This window comes from Pseudoclavibacter sp. JSM 162008 (genome assembly GCF_041366455.1).
Lineage (GTDB): Bacteria > Actinomycetota > Actinomycetes > Actinomycetales > Microbacteriaceae > Pseudoclavibacter.
The window spans coordinates 72,707-88,312 of record NZ_JBEWYX010000007.1; the positions used below are offsets into that span (position 1 = coordinate 72,707).

At 70.1% G+C, this 15,606-nt stretch carries 14 protein-coding genes; 9 read left to right on the forward strand and 5 right to left on the reverse strand.

The window, feature by feature from the left end:
• Positions 1-31: 31 nt before the first annotated feature.
• Entirely contained in the window at positions 32-1,390 is a 1,359-nt protein-coding gene (locus ABVF28_RS07750; RefSeq protein ID WP_371030080.1) for an ABC transporter substrate-binding protein, read from the reverse strand.
• Between the two features lie 54 nt (positions 1,391-1,444).
• Positions 1,445-2,629 (reverse strand): PfkB family carbohydrate kinase, encoded by a 1,185-nt coding sequence (locus tag ABVF28_RS07755; protein WP_249312507.1) that lies wholly within the window; start codon positions 2,627-2,629, stop codon positions 1,445-1,447.
• 123 nt (positions 2,630-2,752) lie between these two features.
• On the opposite strand from ABVF28_RS07755, the gene ABVF28_RS07760 reads away from it, so the two are divergent.
• From ABVF28_RS07760 to ABVF28_RS07775, 4 genes are all read left to right on the forward strand, one after another.
• Entirely contained in the window at positions 2,753-3,502 is a 750-nt protein-coding gene (locus ABVF28_RS07760) for a DeoR/GlpR family DNA-binding transcription regulator (protein ID WP_104311229.1), read from the forward strand.
• Positions 3,499-4,854, forward strand: a complete 1,356-nt coding sequence (locus ABVF28_RS07765; protein ID WP_371030081.1) for a 6-phospho-beta-glucosidase — start codon at positions 3,499-3,501, stop codon at positions 4,852-4,854. The genes ABVF28_RS07760 and ABVF28_RS07765 overlap by 4 nt, the downstream gene beginning before the upstream one ends.
• A 466-nt stretch (positions 4,855-5,320) precedes the next feature.
• A complete protein-coding gene (locus tag ABVF28_RS07770; RefSeq protein ID WP_371030082.1) occupies positions 5,321-6,109 on the forward strand; it encodes a DUF475 domain-containing protein in 789 nt (262 codons plus the stop codon).
• A 62-nt stretch (positions 6,110-6,171) separates the two neighbouring features.
• On the forward strand, positions 6,172-6,873 hold the full coding sequence (locus tag ABVF28_RS07775) for a carbonic anhydrase (protein WP_371030083.1): 702 nt from the start codon (positions 6,172-6,174) through the stop codon (positions 6,871-6,873).
• 17 nt (positions 6,874-6,890) lie between these two features.
• Here ABVF28_RS07775 and ABVF28_RS07780 read toward each other — a convergent pair whose 3' ends face one another.
• On the reverse strand, positions 6,891-7,688 hold the full coding sequence (locus ABVF28_RS07780; RefSeq protein WP_371030084.1) for an SDR family NAD(P)-dependent oxidoreductase: 798 nt from the start codon (positions 7,686-7,688) through the stop codon (positions 6,891-6,893).
• A 259-nt stretch (positions 7,689-7,947) separates the two neighbouring features.
• Between ABVF28_RS07780 and ABVF28_RS07785 the strand changes: the two genes are divergently transcribed.
• Entirely contained in the window at positions 7,948-8,733 is a 786-nt protein-coding gene (locus ABVF28_RS07785) for an SDR family oxidoreductase (RefSeq protein WP_104311234.1), read from the forward strand.
• Between the two features lie 151 nt (positions 8,734-8,884).
• Here ABVF28_RS07785 and ABVF28_RS07790 read toward each other — a convergent pair whose 3' ends face one another.
• Positions 8,885-10,261 carry an MFS transporter gene (locus ABVF28_RS07790; RefSeq protein ID WP_258068017.1) on the reverse strand — a complete coding sequence of 459 codons (1,377 nt, stop codon included), beginning with the start codon at positions 10,259-10,261 and terminating at the stop codon, positions 8,885-8,887.
• Positions 10,262-10,452: 191 nt separating this feature from the next.
• Between ABVF28_RS07790 and ABVF28_RS07795 the strand changes: the two genes are divergently transcribed.
• From ABVF28_RS07795 to ABVF28_RS07805, 3 genes are read left to right on the forward strand one after another with little or no spacing between them, the layout of a single operon-like run.
• Complete coding sequence (locus tag ABVF28_RS07795) at positions 10,453-11,115, forward strand: response regulator transcription factor (RefSeq protein ID WP_371030085.1); 663 nt, start codon at positions 10,453-10,455, stop codon at positions 11,113-11,115.
• A complete protein-coding gene (locus ABVF28_RS07800; protein WP_371030086.1) occupies positions 11,112-12,734 on the forward strand; it encodes a sensor histidine kinase in 1,623 nt (540 codons plus the stop codon). The genes ABVF28_RS07795 and ABVF28_RS07800 overlap by 4 nt, the downstream gene beginning before the upstream one ends.
• Entirely contained in the window at positions 12,728-13,660 is a 933-nt protein-coding gene (locus tag ABVF28_RS07805) for a TAXI family TRAP transporter solute-binding subunit (RefSeq protein WP_211891728.1), read from the forward strand. The genes ABVF28_RS07800 and ABVF28_RS07805 overlap by 7 nt, the downstream gene beginning before the upstream one ends.
• A gap of 83 nt (positions 13,661-13,743) precedes the next feature.
• On the opposite strand, the gene ABVF28_RS07810 is transcribed toward ABVF28_RS07805, so the two are convergent.
• Positions 13,744-15,015, reverse strand: coding sequence for a DUF445 domain-containing protein (locus ABVF28_RS07810; RefSeq protein WP_371030087.1), 1,272 nt, complete (start codon positions 15,013-15,015; stop codon positions 13,744-13,746).
• A gap of 105 nt (positions 15,016-15,120) precedes the next feature.
• Here ABVF28_RS07810 and ABVF28_RS07815 point away from each other — a divergent pair, with 105 nt between their 5' ends.
• Complete coding sequence (locus tag ABVF28_RS07815) at positions 15,121-15,408, forward strand: hypothetical protein (protein WP_371030088.1); 288 nt, start codon at positions 15,121-15,123, stop codon at positions 15,406-15,408.
• The last annotated feature ends 198 nt before the right edge of the window (positions 15,409-15,606 follow it).

A 15,606-nucleotide genomic window follows, 5' to 3' on the forward strand; every position in this document is an offset into this window, starting at 1 on the left:
ACGGATGCTCCTCATCAGCGACGACACCGGGTCACTCGTTCGCTGCAGTGAAGGCCGCGTAGTCGGTCTCGAGGGCCTCGGTGAACTGCTCAGGCGTGAGCTGCCCGTCGATGAGCCCCTGCAGGGACTGGCCGATGGTGTCGCCGAAGGTCGGCGTCGCGTAGTCGAGGTAGGGGAGGACGCTGCCCGACTCGGTGACCTCGCCGAAGGCGCCGTAGATGTCGGCGAAGACACCGGAATCGGGCGCCAGCTCGGCGGACTTGTTGACGGGCAGGTTGCCGGTGTCGGCGAGGATCTGCATCGCGTCGTCGCTCGTCAGGAAGTCGATGTACGCGGCCGCGACGTCGGTGTTGTCGGCCGCCGAGGTCATCGCGAACGGGAGGCCGGTGCCGCCGGTCGTCGCCAGCGCACCGTCATCCGTCTTCGGCACGAAGAAGCCCAGGTCGTCACCCATGCTCGCCTCGAGGTCGGCCGCGAGCCACGAGCCGCCGATGAGGAAGACGCCGTTGCCGTCTGCAAGCGCCTGCCAGGCGGCGTCGTAGTCGGTGCCGTTCACGCCGCTGTTGAAGTAGCCGTCATCCACCCAGCCCTTGAGGGCGGATGCCGCCTCCACGTTCTCCGGCGTGGTCCAGCTCGCGCCGGGGTTGCCGAGCCCGAGGTTCGTGATGGTCTCCGCATCCACGTAGCCGCCCTGCAGCGGGCCGAACACGTGCCCGGCCGGCCACTGCTCGATGTTGCCGAGCTGCATGGGCGTCTCGCCCGCCGCCTTCGCCGTCGCGAGCGCGGAATCGAACTCCGACCAGGTGCCGGGCACCTCGATGCCGAGCTTGTCGAGCTTCGCCTTCGAGTAGAAGATGCCGACGACCTCACCGACCTGGGGGAGGCCGTACAGGTTGCCTTCGCCGAACACCTTCGCGTCGTCGCTGTACGTCGAGTACTGGAGGATCGACTCCTGGTAGCGGTCGAACCAGCCGTACGCCTCCGCGTAGTCGTCGAGCGGGCGCAGCTGCCCGGCCTCGACGAACGCCCCCATCGTGTTGCGGCCGTTGTTGGCCTGCACGACGTCGGGCGCGTTGTCGTCGGTGAGCGCCAGGCGCAGCGTCGTCGCCAGGTCGTCGAATGCCTGCGAGTTCCGCTCGATCGTCACGTTCGGGTACAGCTCCTCGAACGCCGCGTTCAGCTGCTCGATCTGCTCGTTCTGCCCGCCGCGCACCTCTTGGTCCCAGACGGTGAGCGTCACGTCCCCGACCTGTGAGATGTCGGTGCTGATGTCGCCTGCCGGCTCGGCGGGGCCGTCTGTCTGGCCGGTGCCTGGCGCGCAGCCCGCCAGTGCGAGGACGAGCGCCAAGCCGCCTGCGGCCGCCGCGGTTCTCCGGTGCTTCTCGTACATGTTGGGCCTTCCTATCGCAGCGGGGGAGCAGAGGGTAAAGATATCGCTTGGGCGTCAGCCGACGGGATTCTCGTCGCGCGGGGCGGGACCCTGCCCGCCCGAGAGGCTGTGCCTTCCGGGAGGGAAATGGTCGACGAGGCGGAAGGTCGCCTCCGCACGGCGCACCGCGCCGGCGCGCTCGGGGGGAAGCACGTCCTGCAGGAAGCCGTAGCGGCGGATGAGGTCGGCGTCGCCGGAAGCTCGCGTCGCCTCCCACCAGTCGGCGATGTCACCCCAGCCGGGCGCGGCGAGCGAGCCCCCGAACTGCTGCACGGCGAGCGCCGAGCACAGCGCGGAGAACGTGAGGCGCTGCTCGAGCGGCCAGTCGCGCAGGGTCCCGAGCACGAAGGATGCGCCGAACACGTCTCCGGCCCCCGTCGCGTCGTACGCGCGAACCGGCACGGCCGGCACTCGGACCTCCTCGCCGGTCGCGGAGTCGATGCCGATCGCGCCGTCCTTGCCGCAGGTCACGACGACGAGCGGCACGTGCGCGGCGAGCGCGCGGGCTGCGGCGAGCGGCGACTCGGTGCGCGTGTACTCGACCGCCTCGCGCTCGTTGGGCAGGAAGGCGTAGCAGGAGGCCAGCGGTTCGAGGACGGCCGGGTCCCACGCGCCCGTGTCGTCCCAGCCCACGTCGGCGAAGATGCGGGTGCCCTGGCCCGCAGCGCGCAGCCACCACGGCTCCTGCTCGAGGCTCGACATGACGCCCAGCTCGGTGAGCGCGGTGCGGCTCGAGATGCCGTCGCCCAGCAGCGCGTCGCTCGAGATCGGGCTCGGGTGCCCGTGGGTGATCATGCTGCGGTCGCCGTGCTGCGCCACCGAGACGGTGACGGCGGTGTGCCAGTTCTCGAAGCGGCGCGAGCGGCTCAGGTCGATGCCCTCGTGCTCCTCGAGGAGCTCCCAGCACCAGCGCCCGTAGACGTCGTCGCCGAAGACCGACGCGAGGGAGGTCGTGAGCCCGAGGCGGCTGGCGGCGACCGCCAGGTTCGCGATGCCGCCCGGCGTCGACCCCATGCCGTCTGCCCACACCTCGGTGCCGGCGCTCGGCACGCCGTGCAGGTCGGTGAACACGATGTCGAAGAAGACGGAGCCGGCGAGCACGACGTCGAAGCGTGCATCCGCCGTCGCTCCTGCTTGCGGCGCCTGGAACTGGGCGGGCGCCTGGATCGGGGGCGACATGGGGTCGCGTGCGGAGTCCATCGCGGCTCCTCTCGGGTGCAACAGCGGTGTTGCTCACACATCCTGCGCGGTGATCGTTCGTGCGTCAAGTCGTGCTCACTCGCGCTTGAATGCTGCGCGTCTGTGACTGCTACGATGCCTCGCATGCTCACCACGACCCGCCAGGCTCGCATCCTGCAGTCGCTGCGCGCCGACGGGCAGGTCACCGTCGAGCAGCTGGCCGTGCAGTTCGGGGTCTCGCCGTCGACGGTGCGCCGCGACCTCAACGCGCTCAGCGCGGAGGGCCTGCTCCGCCGGGTCAGAGGCGGCGGCAGCGTCGAGCCCGACCGGGTTCCGTTCTCCGAGGTCGCGACGCACCAGAGCTCCGAGAAGGGCGCCATCGCGGCCCGAGCCGCCGAGCTGGTGCGCGACGGCGACGTCGTCCTCATCGACATCGGCACGACCACCGCCCACCTCGCGAGAGAGCTGCGCGGCCGACGCATCACCGTCATCACCTCGAGCCTCGCCGTCGTCGATGCGCTGCGGGACGACGACACGGTCGAGCTCATCGTGCTCGGCGGGGTCGTCCGGAAGAACTACAGCTCCATGGTGGGCGTGCTCACCGAGCAGGCGCTCGCGCAGATCCGGGCCACCGTCTGCTTCCTCGGCACCAGCGGCATCAGACCGGACGGCACGGTCTCCGATACGACCGGGACCGAGGTTCCCGTCAAGCTCGCGATGATCGCGTCGTCGCAGCGGACCGTCGTGCTCGCGGATGCGACCAAGTTCCCCGGTGTCGGGCTGCTGCGGGTCTGCGGGGCCAGCGATATCACGGGTGTCGTGACGGAGAGACAAGCGGACCCGGCGACGCTCGCCGTGCTCCGCGAAGCGGAAGTAGAGGTGATGTTCTCGTGAAGCTGACGATCATCGGAGGCGGGGGGTTCCGCGTCCCCCAGGTGTTCGAGGCGGTCGCGTCCGACGACGCTCCCGTCCGCATCGACGAGCTGAGCCTCTACGACATCTCACCTGAGCGGCTCGCGATCATCCGCGTGATCGTCGAGCGCATCGCGAGCGAGCGTCGATTCGCACCAAGGATCACCGTCACGACCGACCTCGAAGAGGCGCTCCAGGGCGCCGACTTCGTCTTCAGCGCCGTCCGCGTGGGCGGCACGGCGGGGCGGGTGGCGGATGAGCGCATCGCCCTCGAGCTCGGCGTGCTCGGCCAGGAGACGGTCGGCCCGGGCGGGCTCGCCTACGCGCTGCGCACGATCCCGTTCATGATCTCGCTGGCGGAGACGATCCGTCGGGTCGCGCCGGAGGCGTGGGTCATCAACTTCACCAACCCGGCGGGCATCGTCACGGAAGCTATGCGCGGCGTGCTCGGCGGTCGCGTCGTCGGCATCTGCGACACCCCGATCGGTCTGCTGCGGCGGGCCGCGGCCGTCGCGGGGGCACCAGCGGCGGCGCGTCCGGGCGCCAGCGCCTCCTCGGAGCTCGCCTTCGACTACGTCGGGCTCAACCACCTCGGCTGGCTGCGCTCCCTCGAGGTCGACGGGGTCGAGCGCCTGCCGGAGCTGCTCGCCTCCGATGCCGCGCTGCAGCGGATCGAGGAGGCACGCCTCCTCGGCTTCGACTGGGTGCGGGCCCTCGGCGCGCTGCCCAACGAGTACCTCTACTACTACTCCTTCACGCGCGAAGCCAACGAGAGCATCCGCGCCGCCGCCTCCACGAGGGGCGAGTATCTCGACGTGCAGCAGGGAGCGTTCTTCGCGAACCCAGGCACGGACCCCTTCGAGTCCTGGATGCGAACCCGTCACGAGCGTGAGGCGAGCTACATGGCCGAGAGTCGCGAAGAGGGCGAGGAGCGCGAGGTCGAGGATGTTGCTGGAGGCGGCTACGAGAGCGTCGCCCTCGATCTGATGGCGGCCCTCTCGTCGGGAACGCCGGCGACCATGATCCTCAATGTGCGCAACGGCGGACTCGTTCCTGCCCTGCCTGAGGACGCGGTGGTCGAGGTCGGCTGCGTCGTCGATGCCGACGGCGTGCATCCGTGGCCGATCGCCCCCGTCGAGGGGGAGATGCTCGGGCTCATGACCCAGGTGAAGGCTGCCGAGCAGCTCGTGATCGAAGCAGCCACCCGCGGCTCCCGCGAGCTCGCCTGGCGTGGCTTCGCTGCGCACCCGCTCGTCGATTCCGTTGCAGTGGCCCGCAAGCTCGTCGACGGCTACAGTCAGCACTTCACGGGCATCGGTCGTCTCCTCCACTGATTGCGCCCTTCACTCCGCGCGAGGAATAAGGGTTCACTTTCTGGGACCCACGCTCGCCGTGCCGCGGGGGGGGGGGGGGGGGGGGGGGCAGGGTCGAGGCGAGTGGTCCGATCTGCCGAGTTCGGCAGCCGGGTTCCGTCATAGTTCCGCGCCAGCGTGACACGAGACCCTGCTTCAGCGCCAGGCGTGCTACCGGAAAACCCGCACTGCTCAGCTGAATCATGGGTTTACGACGACCCCCCGCTCGGCGCGTGCTGGCGACTCGTGACGCCGAGCGTCGCAGCCGGATCTCCTGACGGGTGGTTCCCCTATTCCCCGGGTCTCATGGGCCCCTTGGGTGACGCAGATCGCCGGGCGGACCAGGAAAAATGCATCGTCGTTCACTTCCCGGTTAGCTTGGACGGGTCCAAGACGAGGTGGGGGAGCCCCGACTCCGCTCGTCCGCCTCATCAGTCAGGAGAGCCTATTGATTCGGAAGCTCCACCATGTCCTCACCGTGCCGGTTATTCTCACGGCCGTCGTCGCCCTCGTCGCCTGGGAGGTGCTCGGCCTGCAGATCGCCGTCGCATTCCTCTTCCTCGTCGTGCTCGAGACGACGATGGGGGCCAAATCCGCAGTACCCATGGCGGGCGTCGCAACTCGCATCGACGAGCGGTCCCGCCGCATCTTCCTCACGTTCGGGCTCGTCGTGGGCGAGCTCCTCGGGCGCCTGCTGCTGCCTGAATTCGCTGTTGCGGTCGAGCACGCCCGGGAAGGGGACACGCACCTCTGGCAGGCGTTCATAGAGGTCGTCACCAATCCGAGCGCGTTCGCAGCCGATCTCCTGCACATTCGGCCGGCGATCGCCGCCTACGGAGCAGTGTTCGTGTGGCTCGTCTTCGCGGAGTACCTGTTCAACACCGATCGAGCCGATCGCGGGTCGTGGCTCGGGCCCGCGGAGGCGCGCCTGGCGCGAGTCCGACGCCCGTGGCTCGCATCCGTCTCGACTGCCGTGATCGGCGCGACTGTCGGCGCGTTCCTCGTGCCGCCGCATGCCGCCCTCATCATCTTCGCGTGCGGTGCCGCCGGCGGCGCCAGCGCGCTCAGCATCCTGCTCTGGGCGAGTCTCATCGCACCGATTCCGGGCATCGTCGCGAGCTGGGTCGCCACCGTCATCATCCTCGCAGCGCTCATCACGTCGCTGCCGATCTGGGAGCGCTTCGTCGACAGCCTCCGATCCCGCCTCGCGGCCGCTCAGGAGCGCCTCCGCGCCTGACGCGCCCCGCAGAACCTCCAGTGCAGGCGCATGCCTGTCAACCTCGAAAGGAAACAGAAAGAATGACCTCACCACGCGTCACCCCCCAGCAGGCCTGGGATGCCCTCGTCGACGGCAACGAGCGCTTTATCAAGAGCGACCTCCTGCACCCGCAGCAGAGCGCCGAGCGCCGCACGGAGCTCTCGGGGAGTCAGGCGCCGAACGCGGCGTTCCTGGGCTGCTCCGACTCGCGCGTCGCCGCCGAGATCCTCTTCGACTGCGGACTCGGCGACCTGTTCGTCGCCCGCAACATGGGGCAGATCGCCAACGAGAACACGACGGCGACCATGGAGTTCGCGGTCGCCGAGCTCGGCGTCGCCGTCATCGTGGTGCTCGCGCACGGCTCCTGCGGCGCGGTCAAGGCCGCCATCAACCAGACCACGGCGCACCCCCACGAGGTGACGCCCGCGATCAGGGACGAGCTGGCGCGCATCCAGCCCTCCGTGCAGGAGGAGTGGTTCGCGAGCGACCAGTCGACGCCCTACGTCGACGAAGCCCAGATCGACGCGGATGCCGTCGGTCGCCGCCACCTGTACTCGACGATCAACTCGCTCGTGCGCAGCTCGCGCGTCATCAGCGACGCCGTCGCCAGCGGCGCGCTCAGCATCGTCGGCTGCCAGTACAAGCTCGCCGACGGGCGCGTCACACCGGTCACGGCGCTCGGGCACCTCGCCATCAATCGCAGATCGCAGATCGCTGATCGCGCTCGGCCCGCGTCGCGCTGACGAACCCTTGCGGTTCGTCAGCGCGACGCGCGGTTCATCCCGCGCAGCAGCAGCCTGCGAGGCGCGAACCTCGACGCGAGCGTGAGCGTCGTGTTGACGGGACCGGGGACGACCGACGGCCCTGGGTCGCGCTTCCTGAGGGCCCGCAGGGTGATCGCCACGACGCGGCGGGCCGTCATGCGCGGCAGCCCGGAGCCGATGTCCTCGCCCGCGACGTCGAAGAACTCCGTCGAGGTCGGGCCAGGCGCGAGTGCGAGCACCCGCAGGCCGGTGCCCGCGGATTCGGCCCACAGGGCTTCGGTGAAGCTCCGCACGAAGGCCTTCGTCGCCCCGTAGACCGCGAAGCCAGGCGTCGGTTGGTACCCGGCGACGCTCGCGACGTTGACGAGGAAGCCGTCACCCTGCCGGAGCTGCCCGATGAACGTCTGCGTCAGGTCGACGAGCGCCGCCACGTTGAGGGCGATCTCCGCGCGCACGCGTTCCGCGTCCTCGTCATGGAAGGCACCGCTCGTCGCGAATCCGGCGTTGTTGATGAGACTCGTCACGTGCACGTCTCGGCGTTCGAGCTCCGCGTTGAGCATGGATGCGGCGCCCGCCGCGCCGAGGTCGGCGGCGATCGTCGAGACGGTCACCCCGTACCGGCTTCGCAGCTCGTCGGCGAGGTTCTCGAGCTTCGCCTCTCGGCGGGCGACGAGCACGAGGTCGCTGCCGCGCGACGCGAGCTGGCGCGCGAACTCGGCGCCGAGGCCAGAGCTCGCGCCCGTGACGAGCACGGTCTGCGATCCGAAACGGAGGGGAGGCTTCCGAGAAGTCATGCGGCCAATGTACGGGGGTGCTTCCGGTGAAGCCTCTGGGCGGCGTCCGGATGCGTCGCGAACCTCCGAGAATTGTTAGGCAGCCTACTGAAGTGGACTAAATTCGAGGCGGACGCTTGCCTCAGTTCTAGGCTTGAGCCACCCTCGGCGCCCACGCCTCGGCTCTCCTGAACTGTGCTCATGGGCACGGTCCGCCGCGTAGCTCTGCGGCACCTCTGTCATTGAGCGAAGGCTCACCCAGCGCTAAGGACCCTCACCCATGACTCGCACGTACGTCGTCACAGGCTCGGCAACCGGCATCGGCAAGGCGGCGGCGCTGAAGCTCAGAGAAGACGGCCACCGCGTCATCGGGGTCGATCTCGCCGGAGCCGACATCAACGTCGACCTCACGAGTGCGGAAGGTCGGGCCGAGCTCATCGCGCAGGCCACCGAGCTCAGCGGGGGCATCGTCGACGGTGCGCTCGCGATCGCAGACCGCATGCGGCCTGCCTCTGAGACGGTCTCGGTGAACCACTTCGGGGCCGTCGCCACGCTCGAGGGCCTGCGGCCGCTGCTCGCGCTGTCGGATGCTCCGCGCGCGGCGGTCGTCGCCACGCTCGTCGCGCTCGAGGAGGTCGACGCTCAGCTGCTCGACCTCATCGAGACGGGTGACGAGGAAGCGGCCCTCGCCTACGCGGACGAGCTCGCATCCGCGGTGACGCCCCTCGGCTGGTCCGTGCTCTTCACCACGTCGAAGCAGTCCGTCGCACGCTGGGCGAGGCGCGCGGCGACCCTACCGGAGTGGGGTGGCGAGGGCATCGCCCTGAACGTCGTGGCTCCGGGGCGCGCGTTCATGTCCATGACGGCGGGCGCGCTCGAGACGTCGGAGAGCCGCGCAGCGCTCGGTCGTGAAGAAGCAGTCCCTGACGGGCAGCTGACGGGCGACCCGAGCCACGTCGCGAACCTCCTGGCGTGGCTCACCAGCGAGGACAACGGCTACGTGACCGGCCAGGTCATCTACGCCGACGGGGGAGCCGAGAGCACGCGCCGCCCCGCGCTCATCTGATTCACGCGCCCGCGCCATCCGCCGCGCCCCCGTCAACGACGATCGCCTGCTCCGGACCTCAGCCCGGGTTCGTCCAGGTGCATCCATACGAAGAATGCAGGCTCGTCGCGAGACGAGCCTGCATCCCCCGTATGGGTGCGAACCGTTGAGATCAGCGGATGCCGGCGACCTCGCGGTCCTCGCGCTTGGCGTCCCGCTCGTCGTCCTTGGCGCGCATGGCCTTCTCGTCGTCGAGCCAGTTCACGCCCTTGTTGTTGAGGAAGAACACGTACACCACGAGGGACGCGGCGATGGCGATGGTGACGTAGATGATGAAGAGCGGCACCTGCTGGGCTTCGCCCGCCGCCGTGTAGAGCAGCGGCGCGGTGCCGCCGAACAGCGAGTTCGCCATGGCGTAGCCGAAGCCGACGCCGAGGGCGCGGATGTGCGTCGGGAACAGCTCGGCCTTCACGACGGCGTTGATGGACGTGTAGCCGGTGAGGATCACGAAGCCGCCGACGAGGATGCCGAACGCGGCGAGCTCGTTGGTCTGCTGCGGCAGGTACGTGAGCAGGAACCAGGTGTACAGCACACCGCCTGCGCCGAAGAACACGAGGAGCGTCTTGCGGCCGACGATGTCGGAGAGCCAGCCGCCGATGGGCTGCAGCAGCATGAGCACGGTGAGCGCGATGAGGTTCAGGATCGTGCCGGAGACGACGTCGTCGCCCGCGAACGCCTTCTTCACGATGCCGGGGCCCGTGACCGAGTAGGTGTAGAACGCGACCGTGCCGCCCATCGTGATGAGGAAGCAGAGGAGGAGCGGACGCCACTGGTGCAGGATGAGCTCCTTCATCGAGCCGGAGGAGCGCGACGTGCCGTCCTTGACGGACTCGATGGCCGACTCGCTGAGCGACTCGTCCATCGTGCGGCGCAGGTAGAAGACGACGATGGCTGCGACGCCGCCGATGCCGAACGCGATGCGCCAGCCCCACTCGGAGATCGCCTCGGTCGGCATGGACAGGACCATGACGAGCAGCGTGGCCTGCGCGAGCACGTGCCCACCGACGAGCGTCACGTAGTGGAACGACGACAGGAAGCCGCGGCGTCCGCGGATGGCGGCCTCCGACATGTACGTCGCGCTCGTGCCGTACTCGCCGCCCGTCGCGAAGCCCTGCACGAGGCGGCACATGATCAGGATGATCGCCGCACCCGCACCGATGACCTCGGCCGACGGGGTGAGCGCGATGATGAACGAGCAGCCGGCCATGATCGACACGGAGACGGTGAGGGCCAGGCGGCGCCCATGCCTGTCCGCGAAGCGCCCGAAGAACCAGGCGCCGATGGGACGCATCAGGAACGTGACGGCGAAGATCGCCCAGATGTAGATCTGCGAGTTCTTGTCCTCGGAATCGAAGAACTGGAACTCGAAGTAGGAGGCGAAGACCGAGTAGACGTAGACGTCGTACCACTCGACGAGGTTGCCGGCCGAGCCCTTCAGGGTGTTGGAAACCGAGCGGCGAAGGCTGCCCGGCTGCTGTGTCGTCGTCATTGACTTCTCCATCGTCGTTGATCTGCTGCTGACCGCGGGGTGGAGCCCCGGCCCCACCTCGGTGTGGGTGTACTGCACCACTCTCGACAGCGGGCGAGGGGCGGCGGGCGGATCCTTACATTCCCTTTACGTGCGTGCCGTTCGCTCGCCCGTGTCGGCGGCCACCGTCGGTGCGCGCCTACCATTGGGGCATGCGTGTGCTCGTCGCCGAGGATGACGCGTCCGTCTCCGCCGCCCTCGCGGCCGTGCTCGGGCGCGCCGATCACGCCTGCCAGCAGGTCGCCCGCGGCAGCGACGTGCTCCTCAAGCACCGCGACGTCGACCTCGTGCTGCTCGACCTCGGCCTCGAGGACATGGACGGGCTCGAGGTGCTCAGACGTCTGCGTCAGGTCAGCCAGGTGCCCGTCATCGTGGTCACGGCTCGCGGCGACGAGCGTTCCACGGTGCGCGCCCTCGGGCTCGGCGCCGACGACTACCTCGTGAAGCCCGTGCGCATGCACGAGCTGCTCGCCCGCATCGACGCCGTCGCCAGACGTCGAGCCCCGACGGTCGAACCAGAGGTGGTGCACGTCGGCGAGGCCCGCATCGAGCTCCTCTCCCGCCGCGTCGCGGTCGGCGACGACGAGGTGTCGCTGACGCCGACCGAGTTCGAGCTGCTCGCTGTGCTCGCGAAGCGCGTCGGCCGCGCCGTCAGCAGGCAGGAACTGCTCGACCAGGTGTGGGGCGATGCCTACGCGGCGACCTCGCGGTCCTTCGACGTGCACCTCGCGCAGCTGCGCCAGAAGCTCCCGGCTGTCGCGATCACGACGATCCGCGGCTTCGGCTACCGGCTCGAGACGAAGCCAGCCCGATGAGGCTGCAGGTGCTGCTGCCCCTCATGCTCTTCGGCCTGCTCACGGTGATCGCCATCATCATCCCCGCAAGCGAGGGCATCGCCGTGAACCGCACCCAGCAGCTCACCCTGCAGCGGGCCACATCCATGGACCAGATCGTGCAGCGCGCCGAGACGGCGGTCGCGAGCGACGACGCCGCCGGCCTCATCCGCTACCTGGACCGTTTCGCCGACGTCTACGGCGAATCCGCGATGGTCGTCGACAGCGAGGGCGCGCTCGTCGCCTCGACCGGCGACGTCGACCTGGATGCGCGTGCCGCGTCGCTGGTGCTCGCCGCGGCGCGCACGGTGCCCCAGCGCTCCATCCCGACCATCTACCCGTGGAGCGATGACACGCACCTCGTCGCGGAGCCCTTCGCGAACGGCTCGAGCGCCGCATCGGGTGCCGTGCTGCTCGAGGTGAACCAGGCGGAGGCGAAAGCCGAGATCACGGGGTGGTGGGTGCTTGTCGCGCTCGCCGGCGTCCTGCTCCTGCTGCTGCTCTTCGCGGCGTCGCAGTTCTGGACGAGCTGGGTGCTGCGCCCCGTCCGCGCGCTCGACGCCGCCGCCAACGCGCTCGCGGAGCAGCGAGAGCCGGACCTGGCTGCGGCGACCGGACCGCTCGAGCTGCGGCGCCTGTCCTCGTCGTTCGCCCGCATGTCGAGGGGCGTCGAGGACGCACTCGAACAGCAGCGCGGGTTCGTCGCGGAGGCCTCCCACCAGCTGCGCAATCCGCTCGCGGCGATCCGCCTTCGCATCGACGCCCTGCCCCGAGACGACGCTGATGAGGCCGAGCTGGAGGCGGTCGGTGGCGACCTGGACCGTCTGGAGCACGTCGTCGACCGGATGCTCGTGCTCGCAAACGCTGAGCATCGCGCGACGGCGGAGGCCAGCGGGCGGAGGACGGGGTTCGCCGACGGGGCCGCCCGCGAGCACGTCACGTCCGCGGCCATGCTTGCGGCGCCCCACGAGGAGCGGTTCCGCGACGAGGGGATGCGGCTGCGCGTCGTCGACGAGCGCGAGGTGCGCGTGGTCTGTCGGAAGAGCGACCTCGAGGAGATCGTCGAGACGCTCCTCGACAACGCGAGGAAGTACGCGGGGGGAGGGGCGACGGTCACGATGGGGTTCGTCCTGGAGGGTCCCGAGCACGGGGGCGAGGCAGTGCAGACGTCGGGGTCGGTGCAGGCGCACGTGCACGTGCACGGCCAGGGTCTGGCCGGCGGGCCGGGGTCGCGCCCGCCTGCGGAGCGTGGAGGCTTCAGCGGCGCCACGGGCGACGGGGCTTCCGACGCGCAGGACGGTCTTGAGGGCTTCGACGGACACGAGGGCTTCGACGGATACGAGGGTTTCGACGAGTTCGAGGGCGCAGTCGGGCACGCGCTTCTCGAGATCAGCGACGACGGGCCCGGGGTTCGCGACGACGAGCTCGCGCAGCTCGGCACGAGGTTCTGGCGCTCGCCCGACCATCGGGCGAAGCCGGGCACGGGGCTCGGCCTCGCGATCGTCGGGGAGCTCGCGAGGGCCAACCGGGCCTCGGTCAGCTACGACCGGGCGCCCGAGGGCGGGCTCCGGGCACGCGTGCGTCTGGTGCGCACGTGGTGAGCGTCACGAGGCGTGGCTTCCTGCTGGGCGCAGGCGCGGCGGCGGCCGCCACCCTCTCGCTCGCCGGGTGCTCGCTCGGGCAGGCGCCCACGCGCATCCGCATGGCGTGCGGCGAGCAGGGCGGCACCTACGTGCAGTTCGGCGAGCTGCTCCGCGACGCACTCGGCAGGACCGGCACGACGGGGCTCGAGGTCGTGACGACGGGCGGCAGCGTCGCCAACCTCGCCCTGCTGCAGGCGCGAGACGCCGAGCTGGCCATCGTGCTCGCCGACGCGGCCGCGACCGACGCGCAGAACAAGGTCGCGATCGGACGCGTCTACCAGAACTACCTGCAGTGCTTCGTGCGCAAGGATGGGCCGGTCGGTGGCGTGGAAGACCTCGCGGGGCGGCGGGTCTCGGTCGGGGCGCCGCAGTCCGGGGCGGCGCTGACCGCCAGGCGTGTGCTCGACTCCCTCGGCCTCCTCGACGGGGACCAGGCCGCCGTGGTGTCCGAGCTGTACCTCGACGAGGCCATCGCCGCGATCGAGGCTGACACCGTCGACGCGATCTTCTGGTCAGGCGGGTTGCCGCTGCCGGCGGTGCAGGACCTCGACGCGGCGGTCGATCTGCTCGACCTCACGAGCGCGCTCGAGTCCCTCGAAGCGGAGCATCCTGGTGTCTACACGCTCACGGCGGTGCCGGCGAGCACCTACGGGAGCGATGAGGCGGTGCCGGCCATCGGCGTCTCCAACTACCTGCTCGCGCGCCCCGACCTGCCTGACGACGTCGCCCGAGCCCTGGTCGACGTGCTGATCGGGGACGCCGCGAAGCTCGTTCCGGACGGTTCGCTCGGGGTGCAGTACCTGACCGCCTCGAACCTCATCGACACGACCCCCATCGAGCTGCATCCCGCGGCTCAGCGCCGGTACCGGCAGCTGTACGGATAGTCGACGGGGCCACGCTGAGGCCGCTTCGCTGGGCGGGGCGGCGGCGGGGGCGGGGCGCAGTCGGGTGGTGCTCGTGCTCGTGCTCAGCCCAGGAAGGCGTGCGCGACCGTGAAGATCGTGACGCCGGCGAGCGCCCCGACGATCGTGCCGTTGAGGCGGATGTACTGCAGGTCGCGGCCCACCATGAGCTCGATCTTCTCGCTCGTCTCCTCGGCATCCCAGCTCGCGACGGTGTCCGAGATGATCGACGAGATCTCGTGCCGATACCGGTCGACGAGGAACACGGCCGCGTCGATGACCCACGTGTTCACGCGCTGCTGCAGCTGCGCATCCGTCGTCAACCGCTGGCCGATGTCGACGAGCGCCGCCGTGACGCGCGTGCGCAGGGTGCTCTCGGGGTCGGCGAGTGAGCGCAGGAGTCCGCTCTTCGCGGCGTTCCACGCCTCGGCGGCCAGCTCGCGCATGCGCGGGCTGTCGAAGATGTTCCCCTTGGCGCCCTCGAAGCGGGCGATGAGCTCGGGGTCGTGCTGCAGCTGGTCCGAGAGGCGCGCGAGGAAGCCGTCGATGGCGGCGCGGGCCGGATGCGCGTCGTCGGCCCGCACGGCGGCCACGAACTTCACGGCCTCGTTGTAGGCGGTGGTGTCGACGAGCCTCGTCGCAACCGACGGCACCCATGAGGGGAGGCGCTTCGAGACGAGGCCGTCGAACGCGGACTGGTTCGCGGCCAGCCACGCGGCGGCGCTGTCAGCGGCGAGGTCGACGGCACCCCGGTGCGCGCCCGTCGCGACGACACGCGACATCCACTCGCCGAGGGGCGGCGCCCACTGCGGCTCCACGAGGTGCTCGCGGGCGAGATCCTCGATGAGGCCCTGCACATCGTCGTCGCTGAGGGCCTCGAGCACGCCGGTCGCCATGATCGACGCCTCCGAGGCGATGCGCTCGGCATGCTCCGGTTGCTCGATCCACTCGCCGAGGCGAGACGCGATCGACGTGGCCTGCAGCTTCGCGCGCACCACGTCGCCGCGCAGGAACTCGGTCTCGACGAACTCGCCGAGGGTCCTGCCGATCTCGTCCTTCCGCTTCGGGATGATCGCCGTGTGCGGGATTGGGATGCCGAGCGGATGCCGGAACAGGGCCGTCACCGCGAACCAGTCGGCGAGGGCGCCGACCATGCCGCCCTCGGCCGCCGCGCGCACATAGGCGAACGCGGGCACGTCGCGCTGGAGCGCGAACGCGACCACGAACACGACCGCCATGAACAGCAGGGCACCCAGGGCGACCGCCTTCATGACCCGAAGGCTGCGACGGCGCTCCTGATCGGCAGGACTGAGGAGCTCGGTCGGGGTGCGCGACATGCGGTCATCCTCGCACGCGGCGGCGCGTCACGACTGCGCGACGACCCAGGTCTCGCGTGGGTCTCCGGGGATTCATCGACTACACCAGATCGGCAGACTGGACGCATGACCCCGCACCACCAGCGCACCTTCAGATCAGCCGCAGACGGGTCGGCGGCGACGTCGTTCATGTGGTGGACCGTGTTCCTCCTCATCGGGGTGCTCAGCGGGGTCGTCTCGACGCTCGCCTCCACGCAGCTCGCCGTCGGCACGGAACACCAGGAGACGCTCGGCGTCGTGCTGTGGGCGTCCATCGCCGTCAGCGGCGTGTGCGGGGTCGGGGCGTTCGTCGCCTTCATCCGCACGGTCTACGTGCTCCTCGACCGCAGCGACCGGCGGTGGGGCGGCGAGTAGGGGAGGCGCGGCGCCGGGTGGTGTTGATGGGATGGCCGGGAGGCGTTTGCGGGCGGCCTTTGCGGGCGGCCCGGTGGGGTTCGCGGGTGACCTGGCGGTGTCTGCGGGCGGCCTGGCGGGGTTCGCGGTGACCGGAGTCCTCTGTGCAGGGTGACCGGGCGGTGCGGGCTGGGTGCGGTCAGCGTGCGGCGGTCGTGC

Bases quoted from the DNA above. Each gene is read 5' to 3' on its own strand.
- ABVF28_RS07775 (WP_371030083.1), top strand. From the start codon at position 6,172: ATGACCTCACCACGCGTCACCCCCCAGCAGGCCTGGGATGCCCTCGTC.
- ABVF28_RS07755 (WP_249312507.1), bottom strand. From the start codon at position 2,629: ATGGACTCCGCACGCGACCCCATGTCGCCCCCGATCCAGGCGCCCGCC.
- ABVF28_RS07780 (WP_371030084.1), bottom strand. From the start codon at position 7,688: ATGACTTCTCGGAAGCCTCCCCTCCGTTTCGGATCGCAGACCGTGCTC.
- ABVF28_RS07800 (WP_371030086.1), top strand. From the start codon at position 11,112: ATGAGGCTGCAGGTGCTGCTGCCCCTCATGCTCTTCGGCCTGCTCACG.
- ABVF28_RS07795 (WP_371030085.1), top strand. From the start codon at position 10,453: ATGCGTGTGCTCGTCGCCGAGGATGACGCGTCCGTCTCCGCCGCCCTC.
- ABVF28_RS07760 (WP_104311229.1), top strand. From the start codon at position 2,753: ATGCTCACCACGACCCGCCAGGCTCGCATCCTGCAGTCGCTGCGCGCC.
- ABVF28_RS07785 (WP_104311234.1), top strand. From the start codon at position 7,948: ATGACTCGCACGTACGTCGTCACAGGCTCGGCAACCGGCATCGGCAAG.
- ABVF28_RS07750 (WP_371030080.1), bottom strand. From the start codon at position 1,390: ATGTACGAGAAGCACCGGAGAACCGCGGCGGCCGCAGGCGGCTTGGCG.
- ABVF28_RS07815 (WP_371030088.1), top strand. From the start codon at position 15,121: ATGACCCCGCACCACCAGCGCACCTTCAGATCAGCCGCAGACGGGTCG.
- ABVF28_RS07810 (WP_371030087.1), bottom strand. From the start codon at position 15,015: ATGTCGCGCACCCCGACCGAGCTCCTCAGTCCTGCCGATCAGGAGCGC.
- ABVF28_RS07790 (WP_258068017.1), bottom strand. From the start codon at position 10,261: ATGACGACGACACAGCAGCCGGGCAGCCTTCGCCGCTCGGTTTCCAAC.